This window comes from Campylobacter sp. RM16189, from assembly GCF_012978815.1.
GTDB lineage: Bacteria > Campylobacterota > Campylobacteria > Campylobacterales > Campylobacteraceae > Campylobacter_A.
This window is the reverse complement of record NZ_LIWR01000007.1, coordinates 77,102-99,867: the sequence shown is the minus strand read 5'-3', so window position 1 is coordinate 99,867 and position 22,766 is coordinate 77,102. Positions and strand designations below refer to the sequence as shown.

Sequence of the window (22,766 nt, the reverse complement as noted above, 5' to 3'; positions counted from 1 at the left end):
CGATATGCAAAAAACTTTAAGTTACAATTAAGCATACGAAGCCGATAATAACGCAAAGATAAAAAGGAGAGAACTTTGAGTGTAGCACCAAATTTAATACTACCGGATCTTATTGTAAAGATAACCTCATATTTTACGCCGATTCATCATACCTCAGGACGCCTTAGAGTAAGAGTCAGCGCAAAGATAAAAGACGAAGCCAGTAATCTAAATTTAGACAAGATAGATCAGATAATAAAAAAAATAGATGGTATAAAAAATGTAAAATTTAACCAGCTAATAGGCTCTGTAACGATAGAGTATGATTCCGCGATTTTTCCAAAAGATATCTGGGACGATCTATTGGCAGGTAGAAATTTAGATAAAATATCTCAAACCATAAATGAGCTTGCAAGGAGCGCATATGCAGGATGAAAACTTAAAAGAGATCGTAAAAGCAGCCTATATATTTGAGCTTAGAGGAATTAGGCTTTATGAGAATTTAAAGGATAAGGATCCGATTTTCGCTCAAATTTTAGCCATCAAAAATAGCGGCTTAATGCTGTTAAGCGGTTACGAATCAAATGAACCTGTAGAGTGTTATTTTGATGGTTTAAATAATCAAAGTCTTGAAAACTGCCTTATAAAAGCATTAAATTACGAGATAGAATTAAATGCTTTTTATGAGACGTTGACAGATAAAGTAGAAGATGAAAATTTAAGAGATATATGCTTTAGACTGTGGGCTACCTCTTATAACGAATATGTCGCAGCACTCAAAATAAGGCTTTATGAAGAGCTTGGCGCGACAAAACAAATAAACGCAGCAGATCAAGAATACAAAAAAGAAGATAATCACGATAATGACGAACAAGAGCATGCATACGATCAGCCAAAAAATAATAATTTTGGTTTTAATGAATTTAACGGCTTTAACCAAAATGCATTTGCCGAGATGAGTAAAAGAGTTGAGCGTATAGCCTCAGGAAGAGGCAGTCAAGAAGACATCGTAGAGCTTCTTAATAGCCCTCATTTCTCATTTTTTAGCGGACTTGCAGTAGGCGGAATGGCTGGAATTTTAATAAACAAAATGATAAACAAAGAGGATGAGAAAGAAGATGTTCAATAATACCAATGATAAAGGATTTAAGATGGCACTACCATTTTTAGCAGGACTTGCAGTGGGCGGATTAGTCGTTGTTGCTTTTAATAATAGAAAAAAGGTTAAATCTGCTTTAGAATGCGGATTAGAAAAGAGTAAGGAAGCAGCGAAGGATGTCAAAGAATTTGCGACAGAAAAATTTGAAAAAATTTCAACCGAAGTAAAACAAGAAGTGAAAAAAAGACGTAAAAGAAGAACGCCTGAAGAGATAGAAGCTGATAAAAAAGCCAAAGAGGCTACAAAGAAAAAAAGAGCCCCAAGAGCTAAAAAAGCTCCGGTTCAAACAACTCCAGAAGTAGCGGGCGGAGCTGAATAATGAGAGCATTGACTTCTACCGCAAGGCTTCCTATGGACCACCTTATAAGTGGTGCTCTAATAGCCGGAATTACAATTGGCGGGCTTACCTATAATGAATATAAAAAAGGCAATATAAGCTCTAAACAGGCAACCAAAAAAACTATCAAACTAAGTATTCAGGGCGGTTTAGCTACGGCTTGCGCTATCAGTGCATCAAATAGACTCGTTATGGGAAACTATATCGGTGCGGCAGTTAGTGCAGCTGTAGGAATTGGCGGCATAATACTAACCGAGAAATTAATAAATCCAGAGGAATAAAGATGAACAACCCATATATAAATTCGACTCAAACCGTCAATAAAATCAATAACGATGGAAGCACTACAACAACGACTACTACAGTTAAAACAACCGGTGCTCTAAGTGCTTTTGACAAGGGTATTAACGAAGCTTTAAAAGACTTCGTTCCTGAAAATTTCAATGCGGCAGGATTTTTAAAAGGCGCTTTGATAGGCGGAACTGTAGCTTATATATTAACAAATGAAAAGGCTCAACAAGCAGTGTTTTCAGCTATAGTGAAAGGTTCAAATTTGCTTCAAGCCGGATTTGAAGAGCTCAAAGAGCGATTTGAAGACGTAAAGGCTGAAATTGAGTCACAAAAATAAAATTTATATCGCACATAAGAGTAAAAATCGTGTAAGATTTATATGCGAAGATATAACCTCAGAGTGTGATGAGAGCTTTTTAGAGGCTCAAATTTCAGAATTTAAGTATGTAAAAAGCGTCAGGCTGAATAAAAAAGCCAAAAGCATAATTATAGAGTTTGATTCAAATTTTGATGAAATTTTTAAATTTTTAGAAAATTTAAAAATTAAAAATCTGAGCAAACAAAACGATAGCCCAAGCAAAGCGGGTATTTATAAGGCTGTTGCAAGCATAGCCATAACTCCACTAATAAATGGCAATATGCTAAAAACTGCAACAAGCCTGTACGCTTGCGCTCCGCTTCTTAAGGAGGGTGTAAGCGAGCTAATTAATGAAGGTGTTACCTCAAAAGTGCTTGAGAGCATGGCTGTAGGAGTAAGTCTGGCTAGACGCGACTATATGGCCGCAAATAGTACAAATTTAATGCTCGCAATCGGCGAATATATGGAAGAAAGCGCAGTTCACAGAAGTGATGATCTGGTAAAAGAGCTTGCAAAGCCAAATATCGAAGAGGTCTGGGTAGAAAAGATAGAAAAAGGCAAAAAAACCCTTACGAAAGTAGCCACCGAAAGCGTAAAGATAGGTGATATCGTAGTAGTGGGTGCAGGCGAGAGTATCGGCATAGACGGATATATCGTAGAAGGCGCGGCAAGCGTAAATCAAGTATCCATGACAGGTGAAGCCGAACCCGTGAAAAAAGAGCGTGGGGACCGCGTAATGAGCGGAACTGTCATAGAGGATGGAAGAATAAAAATTTGGGCAGAAGGAGTAGGAGAAGAGACCGCTACGGCACGCATCAAACAATATATTCAAAGCTCTCTAAACGAAAAATCAAGCATCGGATTAAGAGCTACAAAACTGGCAGACAAGCTAGTTCCAGTCACCCTCTCTCTAGCCGGAGTATCCTATCTTTTAAGCAGAGATATGACAAGAGTTGCATCAGTATTACAAGCTGACTACTCATGCGCACTCAAACTAGCAACTCCGGTAGCCTTTAAATCAAGTATATCAAAGGCAGGTAGAAACGGAGTGCTTATAAAGGGCGCAAAAGCCATAGAGGCTCTTGCAAGTGCAGATACATTTGTATTTGATAAGACAGGAACGCTAACTCACGGAAGCCTTAGCGTAGTAGAAGTTCATTCTTTTAAAAAAGAATTTAGCAAGGCTGAGCTTTTAAATTTAACCGCAAGTGCAGAGGAGCACTACTTCCACCCTGTAGCAGAAGCTATTGTAAAAGCGGCTCGCGAGGTAGGATTCCACCATATACATCACGATGAGGTGGAATTTATAGTAGCTCACGGTGTCAAAACACATGTAAACGGCAAAGAGGTCGTAATAGGCAGCAGGCATTTTTTAGAAGATGACGAAAATATATCATTTATAGAGCATGAAGACATTATAAGAGATGCCATAGACAATGGATTTACTCTACTTTACGTAGGCTACAATAAAGAGCTTTTAGGCGTTATCTCGATGAAAGACACAATGAGAGAAAACGCAAAAGATGCGCTTAATGCTCTAAAAAAACTGGGCGTAAAAGAGCTGGTAATGCTAACCGGTGATATCGAGAGCAAGGCAAATCAAGTAGCCAAAGAGCTAGGCATAGATAGAGTGTTTGCCAACTGCTTGCCTACCGATAAAGCGACGATAATAGAACGACTCAAACAAGAGGGTAAAAAAGTAGCCTTTGTAGGAGACGGCATCAATGACGCTCCAAGCCTAATGAGAGCAAATGTCGGCATAAGTATGCAAAAAGGAGCCGATATAGCCAAGGCTACAGCGGACATAAGCCTACTAAAAGACGACATCTACTCTGTCGTAACAGCAAAAGATATGGCAAATAAAACAATGAAGCTTATTAATACGAATTTTAATGCGACAGTTGGCATAAATTCGCTTATACTAGCAGGTGCGACATTTGGACTATTTAATCCTATTGCGACAGCTGTTTTGCATAACGGCACTACTATAGGTCTGCTTGCCAATTCGATGAAAGGTGTGAAAATAAAACAATGCTAAGCGGAGAACTTTTAAATCTAAACACTCATAGAAAAGCAGCAAAAGTTGGTATGAGCGTTACTCTGGCCACTGCTTGCCTTACGGCTTTAAATATGAAAAATAAACCCATAAAACAACTGCATGTAGCCTCAAGTATAGCCTTTGTAGGTTTTGCTCTATACCATGCCGGACTTTATGATAATGGGATATTTAAAAATATGATTGTAAAGGCTCAAAAAGACCAATCTGTTAAAAAACGTCTTAGCAAATCAAAAAAGAGTTAAGAGATGTTTTTTAGCGATAGTGAAATTTTAAGCTATATAAATGAAGATATACCGTATTTTGATCTTACTACTTCGCTTCAAAATATTGATAAAAATGCGATTTTAGAGATAAAAACAAGAGACGATATCGTAGTAAGCTGCATTGATATCTCTTCCAGAATCGCAAATTTGCTAGGTTGCGAAACTACAATTTATTACAATAACCAAAGTCTGGTTAAATCTCAAAGCGTACTTTTAAAAATTATGGGCTCATATAATGATGTTCATAAAGCTTGGAAGCTGTGCCAGATATTACTTGAATACACTTGTAAAATCTCTACATATACAAATTTGATGCTAAAACATGCTAAAAGCGTCAATAAAAAATGTGAAATTTTAGCAACCAGAAAAAGTTTTCCTTTTGCTAAAAAAATCTGCATTAAAGCTGTTCTTGAGGGCGGAGGTGGAATACATAGGCTAAATCTAAATGATAGTGTGTTGTTTTTTGAAAATCACATAAAAGCTTACAAAAATTTTGATGAGTTTTTAACTCAAATTCCAATTTTTAAAGCCAAGATGCCAGAGAAAAAAATATCAGTAGAGTGTGAAAACTTAAAAACACTTAATAAGCTTTTAGACGCCAATGTTGATATAGTGCAATGTGATAAATTTGATATATCAATGTTGCAAGAGGCTGTAAATTCAAGAAATCAAAAAAATCCAAATATCACCATAGTGGCAAGCGGCGGAATAAATCTAAAAAATGTCAAAGAGTATGCAAATACCGGAGTAGATGCTATCGTAACATCCGCAATGTATACTCAAGGAATGGCGAATCTAACTTCAACTCTAAAAGTTATCTAAGCAGATATTTACATTAAATATAAATATCTGCTCATAAAATTATAAACTTATCTCTTTGATATCTGCGATTTTTAGGAACTCTTTATAAATTTGACCTATTAGAGCTATACGGTTGCTGCGGATTTTAGCATCATCCACATTTATCATTACCTTATCAAAAAAGCTATCAATAACAGATTTTAATGCAAACAGATCATATAATCTCTCTTTAAAATCACTATCTTTAGCAACCACTTTTTTAAATTCGCTATTTAAATTTCTTTCTTGCTCGCTTTCAAAAAGAGCTTCGTCTACCGCACCAATATTCTCATCTTTGATAATATTTGCAAGACGTTTAAATGTACTAAAATTCTCTCTAAAATCGCTCTTCTCGCTAATCTCATAAAGCGCTTTTATAGCCTCGCATTGAGCTAAAATATCGCCTTTTTCACTTGCTAAGCAGGCTTTTATTATAGAAGCATTAGCATCAAAGAAAGTGTAAAGTCTATCAAATATAAAATTTTCAAGCTGTTTTAGATCAAATTTTGCGTAGCCATTTGCAAGACCTGATAAAATCTCTTTGAGATTAAAATTTAGTTTCTCGTTCAGTATGATTTTAATTATTCCGTTCGCAGCTCTTCTTAATGCGTATGGATCTTTGTTGCCGCTTGGAATTTTACCTACGCTAAATAGCCCCATTAAAGTATCTATCTTAGTTGCAAGCGCTACTACCGAGCTAAAAATACCATTTGGACATTCGCTCTTTTCACCACTTGGCAGATACTGCTCTTTAATTGCATTTGCTATAAATTCGCTCTCGCCCTTAGCCTTTGCGTAGTAATACCCCATTACTCCTTGAAGCTCCGTGAACTCATATACCATCTGAGTAGTGAGGTCTGCCTTGCTTAGCATTACCGCTCTTTCAAGCAATGCCTCATATTGCTCTCCCACTTCACTATTTAAGCGATTAGAGTAAATTTTAGCTAAAGCTTTTACCGCCTTTAGCTCTCTTAGCTCTTTTTCATAGATGCTTCCAAGCTCTTTTAAATATGTTATATTTTTTAGTTTTTCATGGCCAAAATCAGCCTTTAAATCACTCTGCCAAAAGAACATTGCATCACTTAAACGAGCGCGCAGAACCTTTTCGTTTCCTTTTATTATAAGGTTGTAATCATCCGCAATAGCATTGCTTACTACCACAAAATGATTGCTTAGCTTTTTATTTTTAAACACAGGGAAATAGCGCTGATTTTCCTTCATTGAAGTTATAATAGCCTCGCTTGGCACGTCCAAAAACTCGGCCTCAAATTCTCCAATCAAAGCAGTAGGATACTCTGTAATAGCCACAACCTCACCTAGTAGATTCTCATCTATCTCTATATCAAATCCGCTTTTTTGCTCTATATCTTTAAACTCTTTTAAAATTTTCTCGCGTCTTTTTTCTTGATCCAAAATAACGCCTATTTTTGACATTGAACCAAAATAGTCTTTAGCATTTTTAATGCTAAATTTGTCATAGCTTATGCTTCTGTGTTGATATATAGAATTGCCGCTATCTACATCAAATTTATTAAATTTAACCACCTCATCTCCTAAAATCACAAGAAAAGATCTTATCGGACGAATAAAGTCAAATTTCCCATCCCCCCATCGCATAGACTTGCCGAAATTTAAGCTAAGCAAAAATTTCTCTATCATATCGCCTAAAAGCTCTTTACTAGGTCTTCCGGCAACTGGTTTTTTATAGTATAAAACCTCTTTACCGTTTATTGTTTCAAATTTGAGCTCGCTCTCGTCTATACCGCATTTATTGGCAAAGCTAATCGCAGCCTGAGTAAATTTGCCGTCTTTAATAGCAACTTGTTTAGGAGCACCTATAAACTCACTAAATCCATCATCTTGTTTGATCTTAAAATTAGGATGATAAAAAACTATTCTACGAGGCGTATAATAAAATTCGCACTCGCTAAAAAGGCTGTTTTCCCTAAGAATATCCTGCCACTTTTCCTTGATATTACCAGACTCTTTTAAAAACGGAATGGCCGGCAACTCCTCAACTCCAATTTCTATTATTAACTCTTTTGTCATAGCCAACTCTTTTTTTGATTTTTTGTTATTTTAACTTTTTTTCTTTGAATTTCTCTCATCATTTCTCTCTTTCATCTGCAAAACAAATCCACGCACTAAAAATATCATAAAAAGCACAAAAGCGGAAAGTATTGCAAAGTCTAATATCTTCATTTCTCTATCCAAATTTGAGGCTCATTGTGATAAAGTACTACTTTAACCGCTTCAAATTTAGCCTCTTTTGTATCTTCCATCTTGCCCTTGGAGCTATAAATCCTAATATCGCCATAGTTGGTATATAGTCTACCTCTTTTAATCTCTCCGCTCACACTTCTTATAACGTCTCCCGCTCTAGCCTCTTTTATACGCTCCTCGCCTAGCATTTGAAGCTTAGGATCCATAAGCTTATCATATATCTTTGAGACATAGAGAGATTTTACCTCAAGCATACCCTTATATTCGCCCACATCATTTATAACCACATCCATTACACTGCCGACTAGATCGTCGTTTTTTGGCTCATATACGTAAATTCCACGCCCGTCTTTAGCTATCACAAAACCTTTTTTATCCTTATAAACCACCGTCACTCCGCTTATAACAAAAGGTGTATTTTTAGGATTTTTAAATATATCGTCTATATTCTTTTCTTGAATTTTGGCCTTAGTAACGGTGCTTATTTTAAATTTCAAAGGAAAGTGATCCGAATAAACATTTTTGCCCTGTTTATAGACTTCAAAACTTCCATTTACATAGCTTATTCCGCCGCCATTAACCATCCGCTTTGAAACAACTACATGATCAATAGGTCTTAAATTTATATGAGAATACCTCTTGTCACTTGGCATAAACTGCCAAAGATCAACCATATTTCTACTTATCAAAATATCATTTAGCAGTGATTCTTTACCGTAAGGTGTATTAAAATCCCCCAGTAATATTACATTTTCGTCGTTTTGTATAGAGCTTTTTAAAGACCTAAAAGCGCTCTCTCTACTCTTTAGGCTATTTCTTTGAGCCGGCATATGATTTACAAATAGACTAAACTCATGTCCATCAAGCTCAAATTTAACTTTTACAATATCTCTTGTCTTTACATTTGGAACTTTAAAAATTTTAGTCTCAACAGGCCTTATTTTAGATATCAATCCAAGTCCGATAGGAGATCTTTTGTCCTTTGAAAAGGCAAAATATTTATATCCCGAAGCTCTCATAAGCTCTTTTAAAATTTCCTCGTTTTCTATCTCTTGAAGCGCGATTATGTCGGCATTAAGCTCTTTGATTATATTTTTTATATTATTAAATTTAACACTGGCGGCCTTTTCGCTCCACTGCGATTTTCCTATCACAAAGTCTTGATATTCAGTGCCGTTATTTTTAGCATCGAATAGATTTTCAACATTGAAAGTAGCTATGCTAAGCTCGGCCGAAACCGCCAAAATAAAGCTTAAGCATAGCAAAATTATTTTTCTCATCAATCCTCTTTAAAACTCAAATTTATCAATATTTTGCCTAATTGCCTCATACGCGATTATGCCTACGCTAGTGGCCAAATTTAGGCTTCTACCCTGCTTTCCCATCGGTATCGTAATGGCGTTGGCGAAATTTCTTTGCATAAGCTGCATCGGAAGCCCTGTGCTCTCGCCTCCAAAAAATAAAAAATCGCCTGGCTGAAATTTAACGTCAAAGTAAAATTTCTTAGACTTTGTAGTAGCGTAAAAAAATCTATCCTCAATTTTTGCGTTCTCTTCTAAAAATTCGTCCAAATTTTCCCAAATTTTAGGATTTAACATCTTCCAGTAATCAAGCCCTGCACGTCTTACGGCCTTCTCGCTTAGATCAAAAATAGTAGGCTTAATAATATGCAAATTTAAATTTGCATTTACGCACATCCTGCCTATAGAGCCTGTATTTTGGGGAATTTGAGGGCTAAGCAGAACTATATTAAACATTAAAAGACAACTACTCTGTTTTTGTATACAAATAGCCTATCCTCAAGAGCCAGATCAAGTGCTGCCGCAAGAACGCTTTTTTCACAGTTTCTACCGGCTTTTTGCATCTGCTGCCAACTCATCTCATGATTTACGTTTATTACGTCTTGAACGATAATAGGCCCTTCATCCAGATCATCATTTACGAAGTGAGCCGTCGCCCCTATGATTTTTACCCCTCGCTCATAAGCTTGCTTATATGGATTAGCTCCGATAAATGCAGGTAAAAACGAGTGATGTATATTAATAATCTTTTTTGGATAGTGTTTTACAAAATTTGGCGAAAGAATTCTCATATACTTTGCAAGGACAGCATAATCAAATTTATACTGACCCATTATTTCAAGTACCTTTTCTTCATGCTCTTGTCTATCTATACAATCAGAATTTACATAGTGAAAAGGGATATTAAATTTCTCAACCAGCTCTTTTAAAACTTCACGATTTGCAATAACTGCTAAGATATTTGCATTTAGCTCTCCGCTATGATGCTTGATTAGCAAGTCTCCAAGGCAATGCGCCTCTTTAGTGGCCAGTATAATGATATCTTTTTTGGCTACCTCCACACACTCTATAATAGCGCCTTTTGGCAAGAAGGCTTCAAGCGTACCTATAAATTCGGCCGTATTTATATCGCCCATAAGAGAGGCGCGCATAAAAAATCTATTGTTGTCCTCATCGACAAATTCATTGTTTGTCTCAATATTTAGGTGATATTTAAATACTACGTCGCAAATTCTATAAATGAGCCCCTTCTCATCCTGACACTCAATTTTAAGAATATATTTTTTCATTTTCATTGCCTTTTATCTTTTAAAAAGCTTTTATTTTAGCCAATTTGGACTTTTATAACCATTAAAATTTATTTTTCAAAAACTCATCTATCGCCAAATTTTGCCGTCTTAAAATTTCAGCCCCTATAGCCTCATTTTTAAAGCCTGCTCTTAAAATCTCTTCAGTATCCACAAAGGGCTCAAACCTACTATCGTATAGACCAAATTTTTTAGCTCTTCTTATCAAGCTTGCTGAATTTAATCCAAGCCAATCTTTTAAAGGCATCTTTATGGCGATACTCAAAAGGGCTTTATCGCTGACTCGCCCTTTTAAAAATGGCTCTTTAAAAATAGACATAAAGCTGTTTGGCAAATTTAGATCCTTTATCACTCTCTCTTTTAGCCCAAATTCTCTAAGCAGATACAAAAATTCCCTTGGATCTTTTTTAAATTTGCCAACACTTATAAGCTTTTTTTGAAAATCAATCAGCTTATTTTTACTTAATTTTAGACCAAATAGCTCTTTAAAGAGTCCAAGCTTATAAAGATATTTAGCCCCTGTGCTTTGAAATTTAGCATTAAAAAGCTTTAGCATTTCACCGCTTATCCTATCTTTGCTTAGATCTTTTAGACTTATTGTTTTCATCAAATTTAGTGTTTTTTGTGAGATTTTAAAATCAAATCTGGCGCTAAACTGCACACCTCGTAAAACCCTTAAAGAGTCTTCGCAAAACTTCTCATCATCAATATGTCTTAAAACGCCTTTTTTAATATCGTCCAAGCCGCCCCAAAAATCAAGTATTTTGCCGTCAAATATATTTATCATGATAGAATTTACGGTAAAATCACGTCTCATAGAGGCGCCTTTTTCATCATTGCAGTAGTTTACATCAAAGGCCTTATGACCCTCTCCTACTTTATTTTCAGTTCTTGGCAAGCTAAGATCAAAGCCATTTAGTTTATAGACAAAATAGCTCTTACCAACTCCGCTGGCTCCATGATTTTTCATTATTTGATCAAATTTGCAAGGAGAGATATCGTAAATTTCTATATCAAAATCGGTTATTTTTCTTCCAAGAAAGATATCGCGAACCGAGCCGCCCACGATATAAGCACGTTTAGTATAGGGTCGTAGTAAATTTCTTACCCAGTTTAGCTCATTTAGTTTTGAGATTATCAAGCCTGTTTTCAACATTGGCAAGTACAAATTCTAAAAATTTCAAAGTAAGCTCTAATCTATCCTCTAAATTTTCTCTACTTACGACATTTAACCCTTCAAAAAGTACCAAGATTCGCTCTTTTAAATTTTTTAAAAATATCTCTTCGCCGTTTATATTAAATTTTTCTGCTTCCGGCTCATCTTTAATCTGCTCATTTTTAGTTGTATGATGTTCGATAGAGCTTATCTCTTTAAGTTCTGCCGCAACCTCATCTATGGCCATTTTTGCAATATCTTCTAATTTCATAATCTTATCAGCCACCTTTTAAATTCTATTATCTCTTCATCGCTTTTCATATTTATAAAGAAATCACGCATCTGCTCGTTTAAATTAGGATCTCGTTTTCTAAGTCCGCTAAGCCTTCTAATCGCACTTACAGCATCTTTGTTGCCGGGCTCATTCTTTAATATATTTCTATAGACTAAAAGAGCATCGTCTTGAAGCCCTTGCGCCTCATAAATCAAAGCTTCCGTGATAGTATTTTTCACTGTTTTCCTATAAATTTAGCTATTATTCCGCCCATCTCGCTTGTGGTGCATATCTCTTTAGCGCCAAAATCAGCGATATCCTTTGTCCTATAACCCTCAGCTAAAGCCATTTTAACTGCATTTTCTATACTATTTGCGGCCTCTTTTTCGCCCAAAGAGTATCTTAAAAGCATAGCGGCACTTAAAATAGTAGCGATAGGATTAGCAATTCCTTGTCCCGCAATATCCGGAGCTGAACCATGAATAGGCTCGTAAATTCCAACCTTACCCCCTATGCTAGCGCTTGGAAGAAGTCCTATAGACCCGCATACCATACTAGCCTCGTCGCTTAAAATATCTCCGAATAAATTTTCAGTCAAAATAACGTCAAATTGGCGCGGACTTCTTACAATCTGCATCGCTGCATTATCTACATACATAAAATCAACTTTTACTTCAGGATAGTTTTGAGCTACTTCATTTACAACTTCGCGCCATAGCTGACTCGTCTCAAGTACATTTGCCTTATCAACTAAACAAACCTGTTTTTTACGTAGCATTGCACTATCAAAAGCAACCTTTGCTATACGCTCAATCTCAAATTTGGAATATGCCATAGTATTAAATGCGCTATCGTCTTTTTTTTCTCTAGGTTGGCCAAAATATATGCCGCCTGTTAGCTCACGAACAACTATAAAATCAACGTCTTGAAGAACTTGCGGCTTTAACGTGCTAGCGTCGACAAGCTCATCAAATATCATTGCCGGGCGTAAATTCGCATAGGCTCCAAGCTCTTTGCGTAGTTTAAGCAAGCCACTTTCAGGACGCTTATCTGTAGGAAGATTATCCCATTTTGGACCGCCTATTGCCCCAAAGAGCACTGCATCGCTTGAAAGGGCTCCATTTAAAGTCTCACTCGGCAGAGGTTCGCCAAATACATCTATAGCAGCCCCACCCATAAGGTAAAAATTGTAATTTAACTCAAATCCATGTTTTACACTTGACGCATCCAAAACTTTAATAGCCTCATCAACTATTTCAGAGCCTATTCCGTCGCCTTTTATTACTGCTATATTATAAATTTTTGCCATTTTATATCCTCGTTTTTGCATATTCTATTAATCCGTCACTTTTTAAAAGCTCTTGCATAAATGGTGGAATCGGGCTAAATTTATACTCTTTTTTTGTAGTTAAATTTAAGATAACACCATTATCAACATCTATCTTAAGTTCATCACCCTCATTTATCTCATCTGTTTCATTTATCTCTAGGATTAAAAGACCCGTATTAAAGCTATTTCTATAAAAAATTCTTGCATAAGATTTAGCTATAACAGCACCTACTCCAGCCGCTTTAAGCGCTATAGGAGCATGTTCTCTAGAGCTTCCGCAACCAAAATTTTCACCAGCTACTATGATATCGCCTTTTGAGATTTTAGTGCTAAAAGCAGGGTCAGCATCTTCCATGATATGTTTTGCCAACTCATTTTCATCGGATGTGTTTAAATACCTTGCGGCAATAATTATGTCAGTATCGATATTATCGCCAAATTTCCAAACTTTATTCATTATAATGTCCTATTTAAATTTTATGGATTTTAGCAAAATAAAGCTAAATAATTTATCAAATAAATTTTAAAAAGAGTGTGTTTAAGTAGAGTAAGTAGATGAAAATTTAGGCTAAAACTAGCCTAAATTTATCTTTTTAAAGAGCATCTGCCAAGAAGCGAGCATGCTGGGCAAAAGCCTGTAATACCAACTATGATAGGTATTAGTCCTATTAAAGCCCAATAGCTCTTAAAGAAAAACCAGATACCCGCCATCAACAAAACACCCAAAACAACTCTAATAATTCTATTTTTTTTACTTAACATTTTATTCCTTTCAAGACTAAAAGCATTTCACTTTAGTCAATTTATTTAAATAAAATAATATCACAAATAATGATTTAGAATTGCAACAAAGTTACATTTTAGTTACTTTTAAAAGTAATTACCCCTCTTTTTTGAACTATTTCACCCTCTTTCTCCATCTCTTTTAGTACTCTTGATACGGCTTCTCTAGCACTTCCTATATGATTTGCAAGTTGTTCGTGAGTAATTTTTATATTTGAATTCTTGGCATTTTGACTTAAAAAATTTCTAATACGCTCAACCAGAGGAGAAAACAAAGCCTGCTCCATCACATTTATAACACTTGCGAATCTAGTTGACACAAGACTTAAGGTATAGTTCATTACATCTGGATATTTATCTCTTAAAATTTTATAAGTATCTACAGGAATTAAGATGATACCAGTATCCTCATAGGCCTGTAAATTTATCTCTATTTCAAAAGAATCTTTAACACAAGATGAGCACAGTATACAACATTCATTTTCATTTAGGCTAAAAACGGTTATCTCTTTAAAATTACTTGATGCTATATATGCCCTTAGATTTCCGTTTTTTAGCATTATAAAGCCTTTGCATCCATCTTTAGTATATATAATTTCATCTTTTCTAAAGGTTTTTACTATACTTCTTTGAAATATAATCTTTTTGTCATCTTCACAAATTTCAAACTGAGAAAGAAAATTATCATCTAAAAATTTACTATCTTCTTCATTTAGCATATCTTCTCCTTTTTCAGAGTGTAATGTCGTATTGTATATAAAAATATTAAAAAAATTCTTATTTAAGTATTTTTTAAAAACCAAAAAACATTAAATATCGTGATATTGTCACTGATAAATAGATCTATTTAAAGATAATATTGCAAAAAAAATTAAAGGAATTTTATGGATCAAGCAGCTATAACAAAAAATCAAATTTCTAAAATATCTAATTTTCCAATTATGCTATATGCCATTATTATGGGACTTGGAGGACTTACGTTAGCATACGAAAAACTAAATTTAGTAGTTCAGATATCTGATTTTTTATTTGAAATTTTACGCTTAACGACAAGTCTTATCTTTGCCATTATCACAATAATTTATAGTATTAAAATAATAAAATATAAAGAAGAGGTAAAGGCTGAAATAAATCATCCTATTAAGATAAATTTCTTTGCCGCATTTGCAATATCATTATTTTTATTAGCCGCTTTATGGCGTGATATTGGCACTTTACACTATATTTTATTCTACATAGCGCTTATATTTCAAACATTTTTTACATTTTATGTGATAGCCTTTTGGATAAACAAAAATATGCTCATCAACCACTCAAACCCGGCTTGGTTTATACCTATAGTAGGAAATTTAATAGTTGTGATAGCAAGCGAGAGTAAAAGCGAATTTTTATGGTATTACTTCTCCATAGGAGTATTTTTCTGGATAGTCTTATTTACTATTATATTTTACAGAATTATCTTTCATGATCAGTTAGCTCAGAAATTTATGCCTACTTTATTTATATTTATCGCCCCTCCAGCTGTGGCATTTTTAGGCTATATGAAACTAGCCGGGAGCTTTGATACGTTTGCGCATATACTTTTAAATTTGACACTATTCTTTGTGGGACTTATATTTTTTATGTATAAAAATTTTATGAAGCTTAAATTTTTCCTATCATGGTGGGCATTTACCTTTCCTACAGCGGCTGCCAGTATAGCATTTATAAGGGCTTATGAACTTAACAAGGGCGATATTTTCTTATGCTTTGGGATTTTAGCCTTTATATTCTTGTTATTTTTTATAGGAGTAGTTAGCTATTTCACGGTCAAAGCAATCAAAAATAATGAAATTTGCGTAGCTGAATAAATCAGCCTACAATCATCCAAATTCCGATGCTGCACATTAGCAAAGCTGTAAAAATTTCTAAAATTCTAAGATGATTTAAGAGCAGTCTTTTTAGGACTGCTCCACCAAGAGCATATATACTAAGAGATATAAATTCTATAACCAAAAGCAATGCGATAATCAGATAGATTCCGCTTCCAAAGGGATCTTGCCTATCGATAAACGGTGGTAAAATGGCAGCAAAAAATATCCAAGCTTTAGGATTTGATATACTAATAATCATTCCATGTATAAACAAAGAAATCTTACCCATCTCTCCATTATATCGATATAAAGCCAGCTTGCCTCTACTAAAAAACAGCATTATGCCAAGATATATGATATAAATAGCACCGCAAATTTTTATAATTATAAATATAAATTCATACTTCATCATAAGAGCAGCAGCACCTAAAATACACAAGAAAGCAACAATACCAACAGATAAGAGCTGACCCAAAATCATAGGTAATGCCCTAAAGTAACCTACGCTAAGACCTATGCTTAAAGCTAAAGTCATATTAATACCAGGCATAAAACTAATAGGAAAAAATGTGGCTATAAACAAAAGATAGTTCACAAACAGCCTTGTGGTTTAAAAATTGGCAAAATTTTAAAAGAAAGTGGATAAATTTAAGATAAAAATTTAAAAGCGGCAAAATAAATTCGCCGCCTTTTTCTAAATTTTAATGAGTATAGAAGAACTCTTGAATTTTTTCTTTATCGTTTGTTTGTGTAAGGGCTAGCATTAACAATACTCTAGCTTTTTGAGCGTTTAGGTTATCACTTGCCAAAAAGCCGTATTTTGTGTCATCAACTTCTCCGTTTAAAGTAGTCTCACCACTTCCTACACGTGAATCACGAACTACAACTACACCTTTTTTAACACCTTCACCAAGAACTTCAAGAACTGTAGGGAATGGATTTCCGTTACCCATACCGGCGCTTATTATACCTTTTGCTCCATTTTTGATAGCAATATTAGCAAAATCAGGATTGTCGTTTGAATGACTATAGATGATATCTACTCTAGGAAGCTCTTTGATTTTTGTGATATCAAAAGCTGAATTTACAGTATGTTTGCGAACCGGACTCATATAGTATTTTACATTGCCATAAAATACTGTTCCTATTTTACCTGCATTTGGAGATTTAAATGTCTCAACACCTGTAGTGTTTGTCTTGGTAACTTCGCGAGCTGCGTGAATTTCATCATTCATAGTTACCACTACGCCTTTGCCTGCTGTTTCTTTATTGATAGCAACATTTACAGCATTAAAGATATTAAGAGGACCGTCTGCACTAAGTGAACTACTACTTCTCATAGCACCAACCATTACGATAGGCTTGTCACTTTTTACGACTAAATTTAAGAAGTATGCAGTCTCTTCCATTGTGTCTGTTCCGTGAGTGATAACTACACCGTCAGCTTTGCCGCTAGTTAGAAGCTCGTTTACTCTATTGGCAAGTTTGAACCAAACCTCATTATTCATCTCTTGAGAGCCGATATTTGAAATTTGCTCGCCTTTGATTGTAGCAATCTTGTTTATTTCAGGCACCGCGGCAATTAGCTTATCAACAGTAACAGTTCCTGATGTATAGCTCGTATCAAGAGCACCTGAACCACTTCCGGCTATCGTTCCACCGGTTGCCAGTATGTAAATCGTAGGCTTAGCAAAAGCCATCGTAGCACCAAAAATCATCACAATAAGCACCTTTATTGAAAAACGCATATAAGTCTCCTTTGAAGTTTAAGTTTCAAACCGACAAGATCTTGTATTTTGAAATTTCAGCTTGAATTATACACTTTAAACTATATAAAGTCAATTAATATTATTTTTTTATTATTTTTTAATTTTTCTACTAAATTCTCAAAAGAAACATATAAATAGCCGTTGAAAAAACTATGCTTAAAAGCGCATTTTTAAATTTAAGATGAATTAATATAGCACAAACAGCAGAAACGATCTCGCGTCCACCAAAAGGAAATTCCTTAAAATTGGTATCCTTAAGGGCGTAAAAGACCAAAATAACCATTATAAAAAGCCCCATATGTCGCTCAACGCTTAAAAGCCACTTGCTTGGCTTGTCCTTTTTAAATATCCAAAACGGCGTAACTCTGGTTAAAAACGTCGCAACCGTAGCGGTTAGCACAACTAAAGACATAACAAGCGGGCTTGAGTTTAAATTTATGCCTGAAGTTAAGATATCGCTCATTTGACCCTATCTCCTATGACAATAACCGTAAATCCGATGAAAAGCGATAGTAAAAGCATATATGACGGCGGGAAAAATGCGGTTGCAAACACACCCAGTCCAAGCGAAAAGAAAAGAAGCTTGTAGTTTTTATCATCCTTAAACATCTCGATAGAAAGAACGATAAAAAGCGCCGTTAGACAAAATTCAATCCCGCTATAATCAATCCTAATGCCCTTGCCGACTAAAATTCCAAGCAGAGTGCCGACCACCCAGTAAGTTTGAGTAAGCAAATTTATAAGCGTGTATGCTTTGTCCTTTTCTTCTTGCGAATTTATCTTAAGCGTCTTAAATATCGCAAAACTTTCATCGGTTAAGGCAAAGATGTTGTAGTATTTAAACTTAAGCCCCTTAAAGTCCTTCAAAAGGGCGAGCGAATAAAAAGTATGGCGCAAATTTATAACATAACTTGCGATAAAAATTTCAACCAAACCCGTACCCGCACTAAGCATCGAAAGCAAGGCAAATTGCCCTGCTCCGGCATATACTATCAAGCTTAAAGCCATGGTCACAAGAGGAGCTACGCCTATATTTTCAGCAAGCAATCCAAAGGCTATACCAAGCGGAATAAAACCGAGCATAACAGGAATTGTGATCTTAAAAATGGTATAAAAGCTCAATATTAGCCTTGCGATTTAAAATTTAAGGCGAATATTACTCAAATTTTATTAAATTTTATAGTCCTTTTGAACTCTCGCCAAAGTATATCGCATCAAACACCCAAATTCCAAGGATAAGCGCGATTATCAAGATAAGATATATCATGGCTTATCTCTTAAGATTATTTACGATTTGAAGCATGTCATCGCTTGTCGTTATTGCCTTTGAATTGGCTTCATACGCACGCTGACCGGTGATAAGATCAGTCATCTCTTCAACCAACTGAACGTTACTCATCTCGACAAATCCTTGCTTGATCTGACCAAATCCGTCAAGTCCTGCCGTTCCTACTACCACATCGCCGCTTGAGCCTGTAGGAAGGTAGTTGTTATCGCCCATCGCGTGAAGCCCGCTTGGATTTATGAAATTTGCAAGCTCAATTTGACCTATCTGCACCATTTCCGTGTTTCCGGACTGAAGCACAGATACGGTGCCATCAACCCCTACAGAAATTTGAGTTGCATTTGCAGGAACACTCATCTGAGGAAGAAGAATATATCCGTCGGAATTTACTATAGTTCCCTCACTATCAAGCTTAAAAGCCCCGTTTCTTGTATAGGCCGTAGTGCCGTCTGGAAGCTGCACTTGAAAAAAACCATTGCCAGCTATTACCATATCTAAGTTGTTGCCAGTCTCTTTAAAATATCCTTGAGAGAAAATTTTAGTTATCGCAGTAGGGCGCACTCCAAGACCGACCTCTATACCAGTTGGACTCTTTGTAGTAGTGCTTGAAGCCGTACCAGCATACTCCATCACTTGATACATAAGATCGGCAAATTCAGCTCTGTTTTTTTTATAACCCATTGTATTTACGTTTGAGATATTGTGTGAAGTTACGTCTATTTGGGTCTGCTGCGCTATCATACCGGTTGCAGCTGAGTAAATTGACCTCATCATAGTCTTAAATTTCCTTTCTTAATTTTCTTATAATTTATAATATAACTAACTAGCAAAATACGTTCCAAAAACCATAAATAAACTAAGCCTTAATATTAGCCAGTTTACTGATGGCATCTTGATTAAGATCGTCCATATGGCTTCTCATCACTTTTTGATACATATCAACTAATCGGTTTGTCTCTATAAGTCCAACCATCTCGGTTACGGCATTTACATTTGAAATTTGAGTGTAACCTTGAGCGACAGCATCCACATCATCGCCAAGATCCCTTAGCTCCTTTAAATCAGGCAAAACGTATAGATTATCGCCCTCTTTTGTGAGGTTTCTCATCTCTTTTGGCTGAGCTAGGTAAAATCTTGCGATCTGCTCGTCATTTGCGTAGATATTTCCGTTTTTATCGACACTTAGTCTCTCATCTTGAGGAATCTGTATCCCGTTTGCCCCGCCTTCAAAATAATTGCTCGGAAGCACTCTAAAGCCTTCTTTTGTCACTAAAAAGCCCTCGCTATCAAGGCTAAAAGCTCCGTTTTTAGTAAGTCTAACCTCTCCGGTTTTAGTTTCAACCAAGAAAAACAGATCCTCGCGCTTTATAGCAAAGTCAAGCGTATTGCCCGTAAATTTCATGCCGCTATTGCTAAAATCAACATACTGCTCTGAAATTTGAGGCACTCTATCGATAGTTCGGTTTAAAAATTTAGCAGCCTGCTTTGTGTGATTTTCAAGCGGTAAAACATCTCTAAACTCTTGAAAAATTCTCTCAAAATCCCCCACAACCACATCATCACGCTTAAAGCCGATTGTGTTTATGTTTGCAAGATTGTTTGAGATTACATCAAGGCGGTTAAACTGCGTAACCATCGCACCCGTTGCTTGATAATATCCGTTTTGCATTATAAATTTTCCTAAAATTTGATATTTAAAACAAGATAAAGCAAGATACGTTCCAGATTACCTTTCAGACATATTTAAATAAATCTGAGTATAATAAGTCCCTTTTAGTAAAAAATAGCGGCAAAGGAATCCACTGATGAGCGCAAAAAAAGAGATGTTGTCACTTATAGAAGAACTGTTTCAAGAAAACGCCAAAGGCTATGTAACTTACGAAAAACTTATCAAATTTTTTGAAAAAGCACCCACTGGTGCAATAGCAAAAAAAATAGAAGCCTTAGCCAAGACCCACAAAATTAAACTCATAACTGCAGCAGAAATCGCCAAACTAAAAAATATCGAAGATGCTAAAAAACGCCGCGAAGAGAGAGAGAGGCTTCAAGACGAAAGCCTAGAGGACGAATTTGATCTGGCAAGCGAAAATGATCTACTTGAATGGTCACGCTCTGATAGTCCTGTCAGGATGTATCTGCGCGAAATGGGTCAAATTTCACTTCTTACAAAAGACGAAGAAGTTGAAATAAGCAAAAAGATCGAACTAGGCGAAGATATCATTATCGATGCGTTTTGTTCGGTGCCATACTTGATTGATTTTATACTTGACTATAAAGAGCCTCTTATAAACCGCGAAAGAAGAGTCAAAGAGCTATTTAAGAGCTTTGACGATGAAGATAACAGCGAAAACGAAGAAGAGGAGGAATTTGACGAAGAGGCGGAATTTGAAGAGGAAACCTCAAAAAAACCTTCTAAAAAAGAGGACAAAAGAGCCGAAAAGGTTATAGAGAGCTTCAAAGCGCTTGAAAAGGCTAAAAAAGACTGGATGAAAATGGCTAACAAACAAAGCGATGTCGAGCAAGAAGATGAGCTTTTAGCAAAGCTGACATTAGCCTTTAAAAAGAAAATTCTAAAAGACAAGCTAATGGATCTTGGCCCCACAAGCAAGCTTATAAGCGAAATCGTAAAATCGATAGAGACAGCCCTAAAGAGTGATGATGAGTTTGATAGAGAGCTTAAAAGACTTGAGTATAAACTGCCTATGTTTAGCGACGAGCTTAAGAAAAATCACAAAAGCATACTAAAAGACATCATTAAACTCAGCAAAGAAGATATCATCGCTCGCGTGCCTGAGGCTACGATGGTTTCAACCTATGTCGAGATCAAAAAGCTATTTCAAACAAAAGAGGCGAGCAAGCAAGGATTTGACCTTGATCCTGTCCAGTTAAAAGAAATTTTAGAGCAGATAAAACGCGGTAAGAAAATTTCAGACGAGGCAAAAACCAGAATGGCCAAGTCAAACTTGCGTCTTGTCGTAAGTATCGCCAAGCGCTACACAAACCGCGGTTTGCCGTTTTTAGACCTCATCCAAGAAGGAAATATCGGTCTTATGAAGGCGGTTGATAAATTTGAGTATAAAAAAGGCTATAAATTTTCAACCTACGCCACATGGTGGATACGCCAAGCCATAAGCCGCGCGATAGCCGATCAGGCGCGCACTATCCGCATACCTATCCACATGATAGAGACTATAAACAGGATAAACAAAATCAACCGCAAATACCTACAAGAAGAGGGAAAAGAACCTGATGTAAGCATCATCGCCAAAGAGGTTGGTTTAAGTGTGGATAAAGTTAAACAAGTTATTAAGATAACAAAAGAGCCTATCAGCCTTGAAGCGCCTATTGGCAACGAAGAAGACGGTAAATTTGGTGATTTTGTCGAGGATAGAAGCTCGCTAAGCCCGATGGATCATATCCTTAAAAACGACCTTAAGGAGCAAATCGACGAAGTTCTTGATCAGTTAAACGAGCGCGAAAAAGCAGTTATTAGGATGAGATTTGGCTTGCTTGAAGATGAAAGCGATCGCACACTTGAAGAGATCGGCAAGGAGCTAAATGTCACTCGCGAGCGTGTCCGCCAGATAGAAAGCTCGGCGATCAAAAAGCTAAAACATCCAAAAGTCGGAAGAAAGCTTAAAAACTACATCGAGGGCTAGTTTATACTAGCCTCTCACGCTCTGCATTTATACGAATTTACACATCAAAATTCACCGCTCAGATATCAATAAATTTAAAATTCCACTCAGATACATACAAATTTCATTCTTGTGTTTTTAACCCAAAAATTTTTCTAAATTTCAGTTTTTGTATAAAATTTACTCATTATGATTTATAATATATAGTTTTATATTTTTAGTTTTAATCCCTTAAATTTAAAGCTTTACAAAATATATTCTAATAATTTAAAGGAGAGAACATGAGTAAAATTTCAACTCTTGTATTAAGTCTTGCGCTTTGCGCTTCATCTTTATTTGCAGACCGTGTCATCACCGATCAACTGGGCAGGGACGTAACTCTTCCTGATGAGGTTAAGCACATAATCGTACTTCAGCACCAAAGTCTAAACGTGCTTAATCAAATAAACGCCATGGATAAGGTCGTTGGCGTGCTTGAAACTTGGGAAAAAGCGCTTGGCAAGAACTATGCTCGCCTTGCTCCAAGCCTTAAGGATATGCCGACCCTGGAGACCTAAAGGT

General features: G+C 35.9%; 28 protein-coding genes and 1 pseudogene. 11 read left to right on the top strand and 18 right to left on the bottom strand.

Annotation, left to right across the window (positions count from 1 at the left end):
* The first annotated feature begins 75 nt into the window (after nt 1–75).
* From CDOM16189_RS06720 to modD, 8 genes are read left to right on the top strand one after another with little or no spacing between them, the layout of a single operon-like run.
* Nucleotides 76–414 carry an HMA2 domain-containing protein gene (locus CDOM16189_RS06720; RefSeq protein ID WP_169975018.1) on the top strand — a complete coding sequence of 113 codons (339 nt, stop codon included), beginning with the start codon at nt 76–78 and terminating at the stop codon, nt 412–414.
* Nucleotides 404–1,108, top strand: coding sequence for an aminotransferase (locus CDOM16189_RS06715; RefSeq protein ID WP_169975016.1), 705 nt, complete (start codon nt 404–406; stop codon nt 1,106–1,108). The genes CDOM16189_RS06720 and CDOM16189_RS06715 overlap by 11 nt, the downstream gene beginning before the upstream one ends.
* Before the next feature lie 22 nt (nt 1,109–1,130).
* Nucleotides 1,131–1,457, top strand: coding sequence for a hypothetical protein (locus tag CDOM16189_RS06710; RefSeq protein ID WP_169975014.1), 327 nt, complete (start codon nt 1,131–1,133; stop codon nt 1,455–1,457).
* Entirely contained in the window at nt 1,457–1,756 is a 300-nt protein-coding gene (locus CDOM16189_RS06705; RefSeq protein ID WP_169975012.1) for a magnetosome protein MamC family protein, read from the top strand. Before CDOM16189_RS06710 ends, CDOM16189_RS06705 begins: the two co-directional genes overlap by 1 nt.
* 2 nt (nt 1,757–1,758) lie before the next feature.
* Nucleotides 1,759–2,103: a YtxH domain-containing protein gene (locus CDOM16189_RS06700; RefSeq protein ID WP_169975010.1), complete on the top strand. Its 345-nt coding sequence runs from the start codon at nt 1,759–1,761 to the stop codon at nt 2,101–2,103.
* Nucleotides 2,087–4,162, top strand: coding sequence for a heavy metal translocating P-type ATPase (locus tag CDOM16189_RS06695; protein WP_169975008.1), 2,076 nt, complete (start codon nt 2,087–2,089; stop codon nt 4,160–4,162). Before CDOM16189_RS06700 ends, CDOM16189_RS06695 begins: the two co-directional genes overlap by 17 nt.
* A complete protein-coding gene (locus CDOM16189_RS06690) occupies nt 4,156–4,425 on the top strand; it encodes a helicase (protein WP_169975006.1) in 270 nt (89 codons plus the stop codon). The genes CDOM16189_RS06695 and CDOM16189_RS06690 overlap by 7 nt, the downstream gene beginning before the upstream one ends.
* A gap of 3 nt (nt 4,426–4,428) precedes the next feature.
* On the top strand, nt 4,429–5,268 hold the full coding sequence (gene modD, locus CDOM16189_RS06685; protein ID WP_169975004.1) for a ModD protein: 840 nt from the start codon (nt 4,429–4,431) through the stop codon (nt 5,266–5,268).
* A gap of 39 nt (nt 5,269–5,307) precedes the next feature.
* Here modD and glyS read toward each other — a convergent pair whose 3' ends face one another.
* The 12 genes and pseudogenes from glyS to CDOM16189_RS06630 form a co-directional block, all read right to left on the bottom strand.
* Nucleotides 5,308–7,335: a glycine--tRNA ligase subunit beta gene (glyS, locus tag CDOM16189_RS06680; protein WP_169975002.1), complete on the bottom strand. Its 2,028-nt coding sequence runs from the start codon at nt 7,333–7,335 to the stop codon at nt 5,308–5,310.
* Between the two features lie 30 nt (nt 7,336–7,365).
* Nucleotides 7,366–7,488 carry a hypothetical protein gene (locus CDOM16189_RS09975; RefSeq protein WP_257792998.1) on the bottom strand — a complete coding sequence of 41 codons (123 nt, stop codon included), beginning with the start codon at nt 7,486–7,488 and terminating at the stop codon, nt 7,366–7,368.
* A complete protein-coding gene (locus CDOM16189_RS06675) occupies nt 7,485–8,789 on the bottom strand; it encodes an endonuclease/exonuclease/phosphatase family protein (protein ID WP_169975001.1) in 1,305 nt (434 codons plus the stop codon). Before CDOM16189_RS06675 ends, CDOM16189_RS09975 begins: the two co-directional genes overlap by 4 nt.
* Before the next feature lie 9 nt (nt 8,790–8,798).
* Nucleotides 8,799–9,266: a tRNA (cytidine(34)-2'-O)-methyltransferase gene (locus CDOM16189_RS06670; RefSeq protein ID WP_169974999.1), complete on the bottom strand. Its 468-nt coding sequence runs from the start codon at nt 9,264–9,266 to the stop codon at nt 8,799–8,801.
* Complete coding sequence (purU, locus tag CDOM16189_RS06665; protein WP_169974997.1) at nt 9,266–10,099, bottom strand: formyltetrahydrofolate deformylase; 834 nt, start codon at nt 10,097–10,099, stop codon at nt 9,266–9,268. Before purU ends, CDOM16189_RS06670 begins: the two co-directional genes overlap by 1 nt.
* Before the next feature lie 61 nt (nt 10,100–10,160).
* Entirely contained in the window at nt 10,161–11,273 is a 1,113-nt protein-coding gene (locus tag CDOM16189_RS06660) for a tRNA nucleotidyltransferase/poly(A) polymerase-related protein (RefSeq protein WP_169974996.1), read from the bottom strand.
* Nucleotides 11,236–11,403 (bottom strand): annotated as a pseudogene (locus CDOM16189_RS10080) (CiaD-like domain-containing protein); the annotation flags it as partial. The pseudogene CDOM16189_RS10080 and the gene CDOM16189_RS06660, both read right to left, overlap by 38 nt.
* Before the next feature lie 137 nt (nt 11,404–11,540).
* Nucleotides 11,541–11,786 carry a hypothetical protein gene (locus CDOM16189_RS06650; protein WP_169974993.1) on the bottom strand — a complete coding sequence of 82 codons (246 nt, stop codon included), beginning with the start codon at nt 11,784–11,786 and terminating at the stop codon, nt 11,541–11,543.
* Nucleotides 11,783–12,856 carry a 3-isopropylmalate dehydrogenase gene (gene leuB / locus CDOM16189_RS06645; RefSeq protein WP_169974991.1) on the bottom strand — a complete coding sequence of 358 codons (1,074 nt, stop codon included), beginning with the start codon at nt 12,854–12,856 and terminating at the stop codon, nt 11,783–11,785. The genes CDOM16189_RS06650 and leuB overlap by 4 nt, the downstream gene beginning before the upstream one ends.
* A 1-nt stretch (nt 12,857) precedes the next feature.
* A complete protein-coding gene (locus CDOM16189_RS06640; protein ID WP_169974990.1) occupies nt 12,858–13,334 on the bottom strand; it encodes a 3-isopropylmalate dehydratase small subunit in 477 nt (158 codons plus the stop codon).
* A 128-nt stretch (nt 13,335–13,462) separates the two neighbouring features.
* Nucleotides 13,463–13,639: a YgaP family membrane protein gene (locus CDOM16189_RS06635; protein WP_169974988.1), complete on the bottom strand. Its 177-nt coding sequence runs from the start codon at nt 13,637–13,639 to the stop codon at nt 13,463–13,465.
* 98 nt (nt 13,640–13,737) lie between these two features.
* Complete coding sequence (locus tag CDOM16189_RS06630) at nt 13,738–14,379, bottom strand: Crp/Fnr family transcriptional regulator (RefSeq protein ID WP_169974986.1); 642 nt, start codon at nt 14,377–14,379, stop codon at nt 13,738–13,740.
* Nucleotides 14,380–14,544: 165 nt separating this feature from the next.
* On the opposite strand from CDOM16189_RS06630, the gene CDOM16189_RS06625 reads away from it, so the two are divergent.
* Nucleotides 14,545–15,510 carry an SLAC1 anion channel family protein gene (locus CDOM16189_RS06625; RefSeq protein WP_169974985.1) on the top strand — a complete coding sequence of 322 codons (966 nt, stop codon included), beginning with the start codon at nt 14,545–14,547 and terminating at the stop codon, nt 15,508–15,510.
* 1 nt (nt 15,511) lies between these two features.
* Here the strand turns inward: CDOM16189_RS06625 and CDOM16189_RS06620 are convergent, their stop codons facing one another.
* The 6 genes from CDOM16189_RS06620 to CDOM16189_RS06595 all read right to left on the bottom strand — a co-directional run bounded on the left by CDOM16189_RS06620 (nt 15,512) and on the right by CDOM16189_RS06595 (nt 20,236).
* Nucleotides 15,512–16,108, bottom strand: coding sequence for a LysE family transporter (locus CDOM16189_RS06620; protein ID WP_169974983.1), 597 nt, complete (start codon nt 16,106–16,108; stop codon nt 15,512–15,514).
* Between the two features lie 106 nt (nt 16,109–16,214).
* Nucleotides 16,215–17,261 (bottom strand): type II asparaginase, encoded by a 1,047-nt coding sequence (locus CDOM16189_RS06615; RefSeq protein ID WP_169974981.1) that lies wholly within the window; start codon nt 17,259–17,261, stop codon nt 16,215–16,217.
* 130 nt (nt 17,262–17,391) lie between these two features.
* Nucleotides 17,392–17,745 carry a branched-chain amino acid transporter permease gene (locus CDOM16189_RS06610; RefSeq protein WP_169974979.1) on the bottom strand — a complete coding sequence of 118 codons (354 nt, stop codon included), beginning with the start codon at nt 17,743–17,745 and terminating at the stop codon, nt 17,392–17,394.
* Nucleotides 17,742–18,404 (bottom strand): AzlC family ABC transporter permease, encoded by a 663-nt coding sequence (locus CDOM16189_RS06605; RefSeq protein ID WP_169974978.1) that lies wholly within the window; start codon nt 18,402–18,404, stop codon nt 17,742–17,744. The genes CDOM16189_RS06610 and CDOM16189_RS06605 overlap by 4 nt, the downstream gene beginning before the upstream one ends.
* 148 nt (nt 18,405–18,552) lie before the next feature.
* On the bottom strand, nt 18,553–19,341 hold the full coding sequence (gene flgG / locus CDOM16189_RS06600) for a flagellar basal-body rod protein FlgG (protein ID WP_169974976.1): 789 nt from the start codon (nt 19,339–19,341) through the stop codon (nt 18,553–18,555).
* An 82-nt stretch (nt 19,342–19,423) separates the two neighbouring features.
* Nucleotides 19,424–20,236 carry a flagellar hook-basal body protein gene (locus tag CDOM16189_RS06595; protein ID WP_169974975.1) on the bottom strand — a complete coding sequence of 271 codons (813 nt, stop codon included), beginning with the start codon at nt 20,234–20,236 and terminating at the stop codon, nt 19,424–19,426.
* 154 nt (nt 20,237–20,390) lie between these two features.
* Here CDOM16189_RS06595 and rpoD point away from each other — a divergent pair, with 154 nt between their 5' ends.
* Both rpoD and CDOM16189_RS09875 read left to right on the top strand, forming a co-directional pair.
* Nucleotides 20,391–22,226 (top strand): RNA polymerase sigma factor RpoD, encoded by a 1,836-nt coding sequence (rpoD, locus tag CDOM16189_RS06590; RefSeq protein ID WP_502707258.1) that lies wholly within the window; start codon nt 20,391–20,393, stop codon nt 22,224–22,226.
* 260 nt (nt 22,227–22,486) lie between these two features.
* Entirely contained in the window at nt 22,487–22,762 is a 276-nt protein-coding gene (locus CDOM16189_RS09875) for a TroA family protein (RefSeq protein WP_249321598.1), read from the top strand.
* Nucleotides 22,763–22,766 lie beyond the last annotated feature (4 nt).

Excerpts from the sequence above, each read along its gene's own strand:
- CDOM16189_RS06715 (WP_169975016.1), top strand. The coding sequence starts at position 404 with ATGCAGGATGAAAACTTAAAAGAGATCGTAAAAGCAGCCTATATATTT.
- CDOM16189_RS06710 (WP_169975014.1), top strand. The coding sequence starts at position 1,131 with ATGGCACTACCATTTTTAGCAGGACTTGCAGTGGGCGGATTAGTCGTT.
- CDOM16189_RS06705 (WP_169975012.1), top strand. The coding sequence starts at position 1,457 with ATGAGAGCATTGACTTCTACCGCAAGGCTTCCTATGGACCACCTTATA.
- CDOM16189_RS06700 (WP_169975010.1), top strand. The coding sequence starts at position 1,759 with ATGAACAACCCATATATAAATTCGACTCAAACCGTCAATAAAATCAAT.
- CDOM16189_RS06690 (WP_169975006.1), top strand. The coding sequence starts at position 4,156 with ATGCTAAGCGGAGAACTTTTAAATCTAAACACTCATAGAAAAGCAGCA.
- modD (WP_169975004.1), top strand. The coding sequence starts at position 4,429 with ATGTTTTTTAGCGATAGTGAAATTTTAAGCTATATAAATGAAGATATA.
- glyS (WP_169975002.1), bottom strand. The coding sequence starts at position 7,335 with ATGACAAAAGAGTTAATAATAGAAATTGGAGTTGAGGAGTTGCCGGCC.
- CDOM16189_RS09975 (WP_257792998.1), bottom strand. The coding sequence starts at position 7,488 with ATGAAGATATTAGACTTTGCAATACTTTCCGCTTTTGTGCTTTTTATG.
- CDOM16189_RS06675 (WP_169975001.1), bottom strand. The coding sequence starts at position 8,789 with ATGAGAAAAATAATTTTGCTATGCTTAAGCTTTATTTTGGCGGTTTCG.
- CDOM16189_RS06670 (WP_169974999.1), bottom strand. The coding sequence starts at position 9,266 with ATGTTTAATATAGTTCTGCTTAGCCCTCAAATTCCCCAAAATACAGGC.
- purU (WP_169974997.1), bottom strand. The coding sequence starts at position 10,099 with ATGAAAAAATATATTCTTAAAATTGAGTGTCAGGATGAGAAGGGGCTC.
- CDOM16189_RS06660 (WP_169974996.1), bottom strand. The coding sequence starts at position 11,273 with ATGTTGAAAACAGGCTTGATAATCTCAAAACTAAATGAGCTAAACTGG.
- leuB (WP_169974991.1), bottom strand. The coding sequence starts at position 12,856 with ATGGCAAAAATTTATAATATAGCAGTAATAAAAGGCGACGGAATAGGC.
- CDOM16189_RS06640 (WP_169974990.1), bottom strand. The coding sequence starts at position 13,334 with ATGAATAAAGTTTGGAAATTTGGCGATAATATCGATACTGACATAATT.
- CDOM16189_RS06635 (WP_169974988.1), bottom strand. The coding sequence starts at position 13,639 with ATGTTAAGTAAAAAAAATAGAATTATTAGAGTTGTTTTGGGTGTTTTG.
- CDOM16189_RS06630 (WP_169974986.1), bottom strand. The coding sequence starts at position 14,379 with ATGCTAAATGAAGAAGATAGTAAATTTTTAGATGATAATTTTCTTTCT.
- CDOM16189_RS06625 (WP_169974985.1), top strand. The coding sequence starts at position 14,545 with ATGGATCAAGCAGCTATAACAAAAAATCAAATTTCTAAAATATCTAAT.
- CDOM16189_RS06615 (WP_169974981.1), bottom strand. The coding sequence starts at position 17,261 with ATGCGTTTTTCAATAAAGGTGCTTATTGTGATGATTTTTGGTGCTACG.
- CDOM16189_RS06610 (WP_169974979.1), bottom strand. The coding sequence starts at position 17,745 with ATGAGCGATATCTTAACTTCAGGCATAAATTTAAACTCAAGCCCGCTT.
- flgG (WP_169974976.1), bottom strand. The coding sequence starts at position 19,341 with ATGATGAGGTCAATTTACTCAGCTGCAACCGGTATGATAGCGCAGCAG.
- CDOM16189_RS06595 (WP_169974975.1), bottom strand. The coding sequence starts at position 20,236 with ATGCAAAACGGATATTATCAAGCAACGGGTGCGATGGTTACGCAGTTT.
- rpoD (WP_502707258.1), top strand. The coding sequence starts at position 20,391 with ATGTTGTCACTTATAGAAGAACTGTTTCAAGAAAACGCCAAAGGCTAT.
- CDOM16189_RS09875 (WP_249321598.1), top strand. The coding sequence starts at position 22,487 with ATGAGTAAAATTTCAACTCTTGTATTAAGTCTTGCGCTTTGCGCTTCA.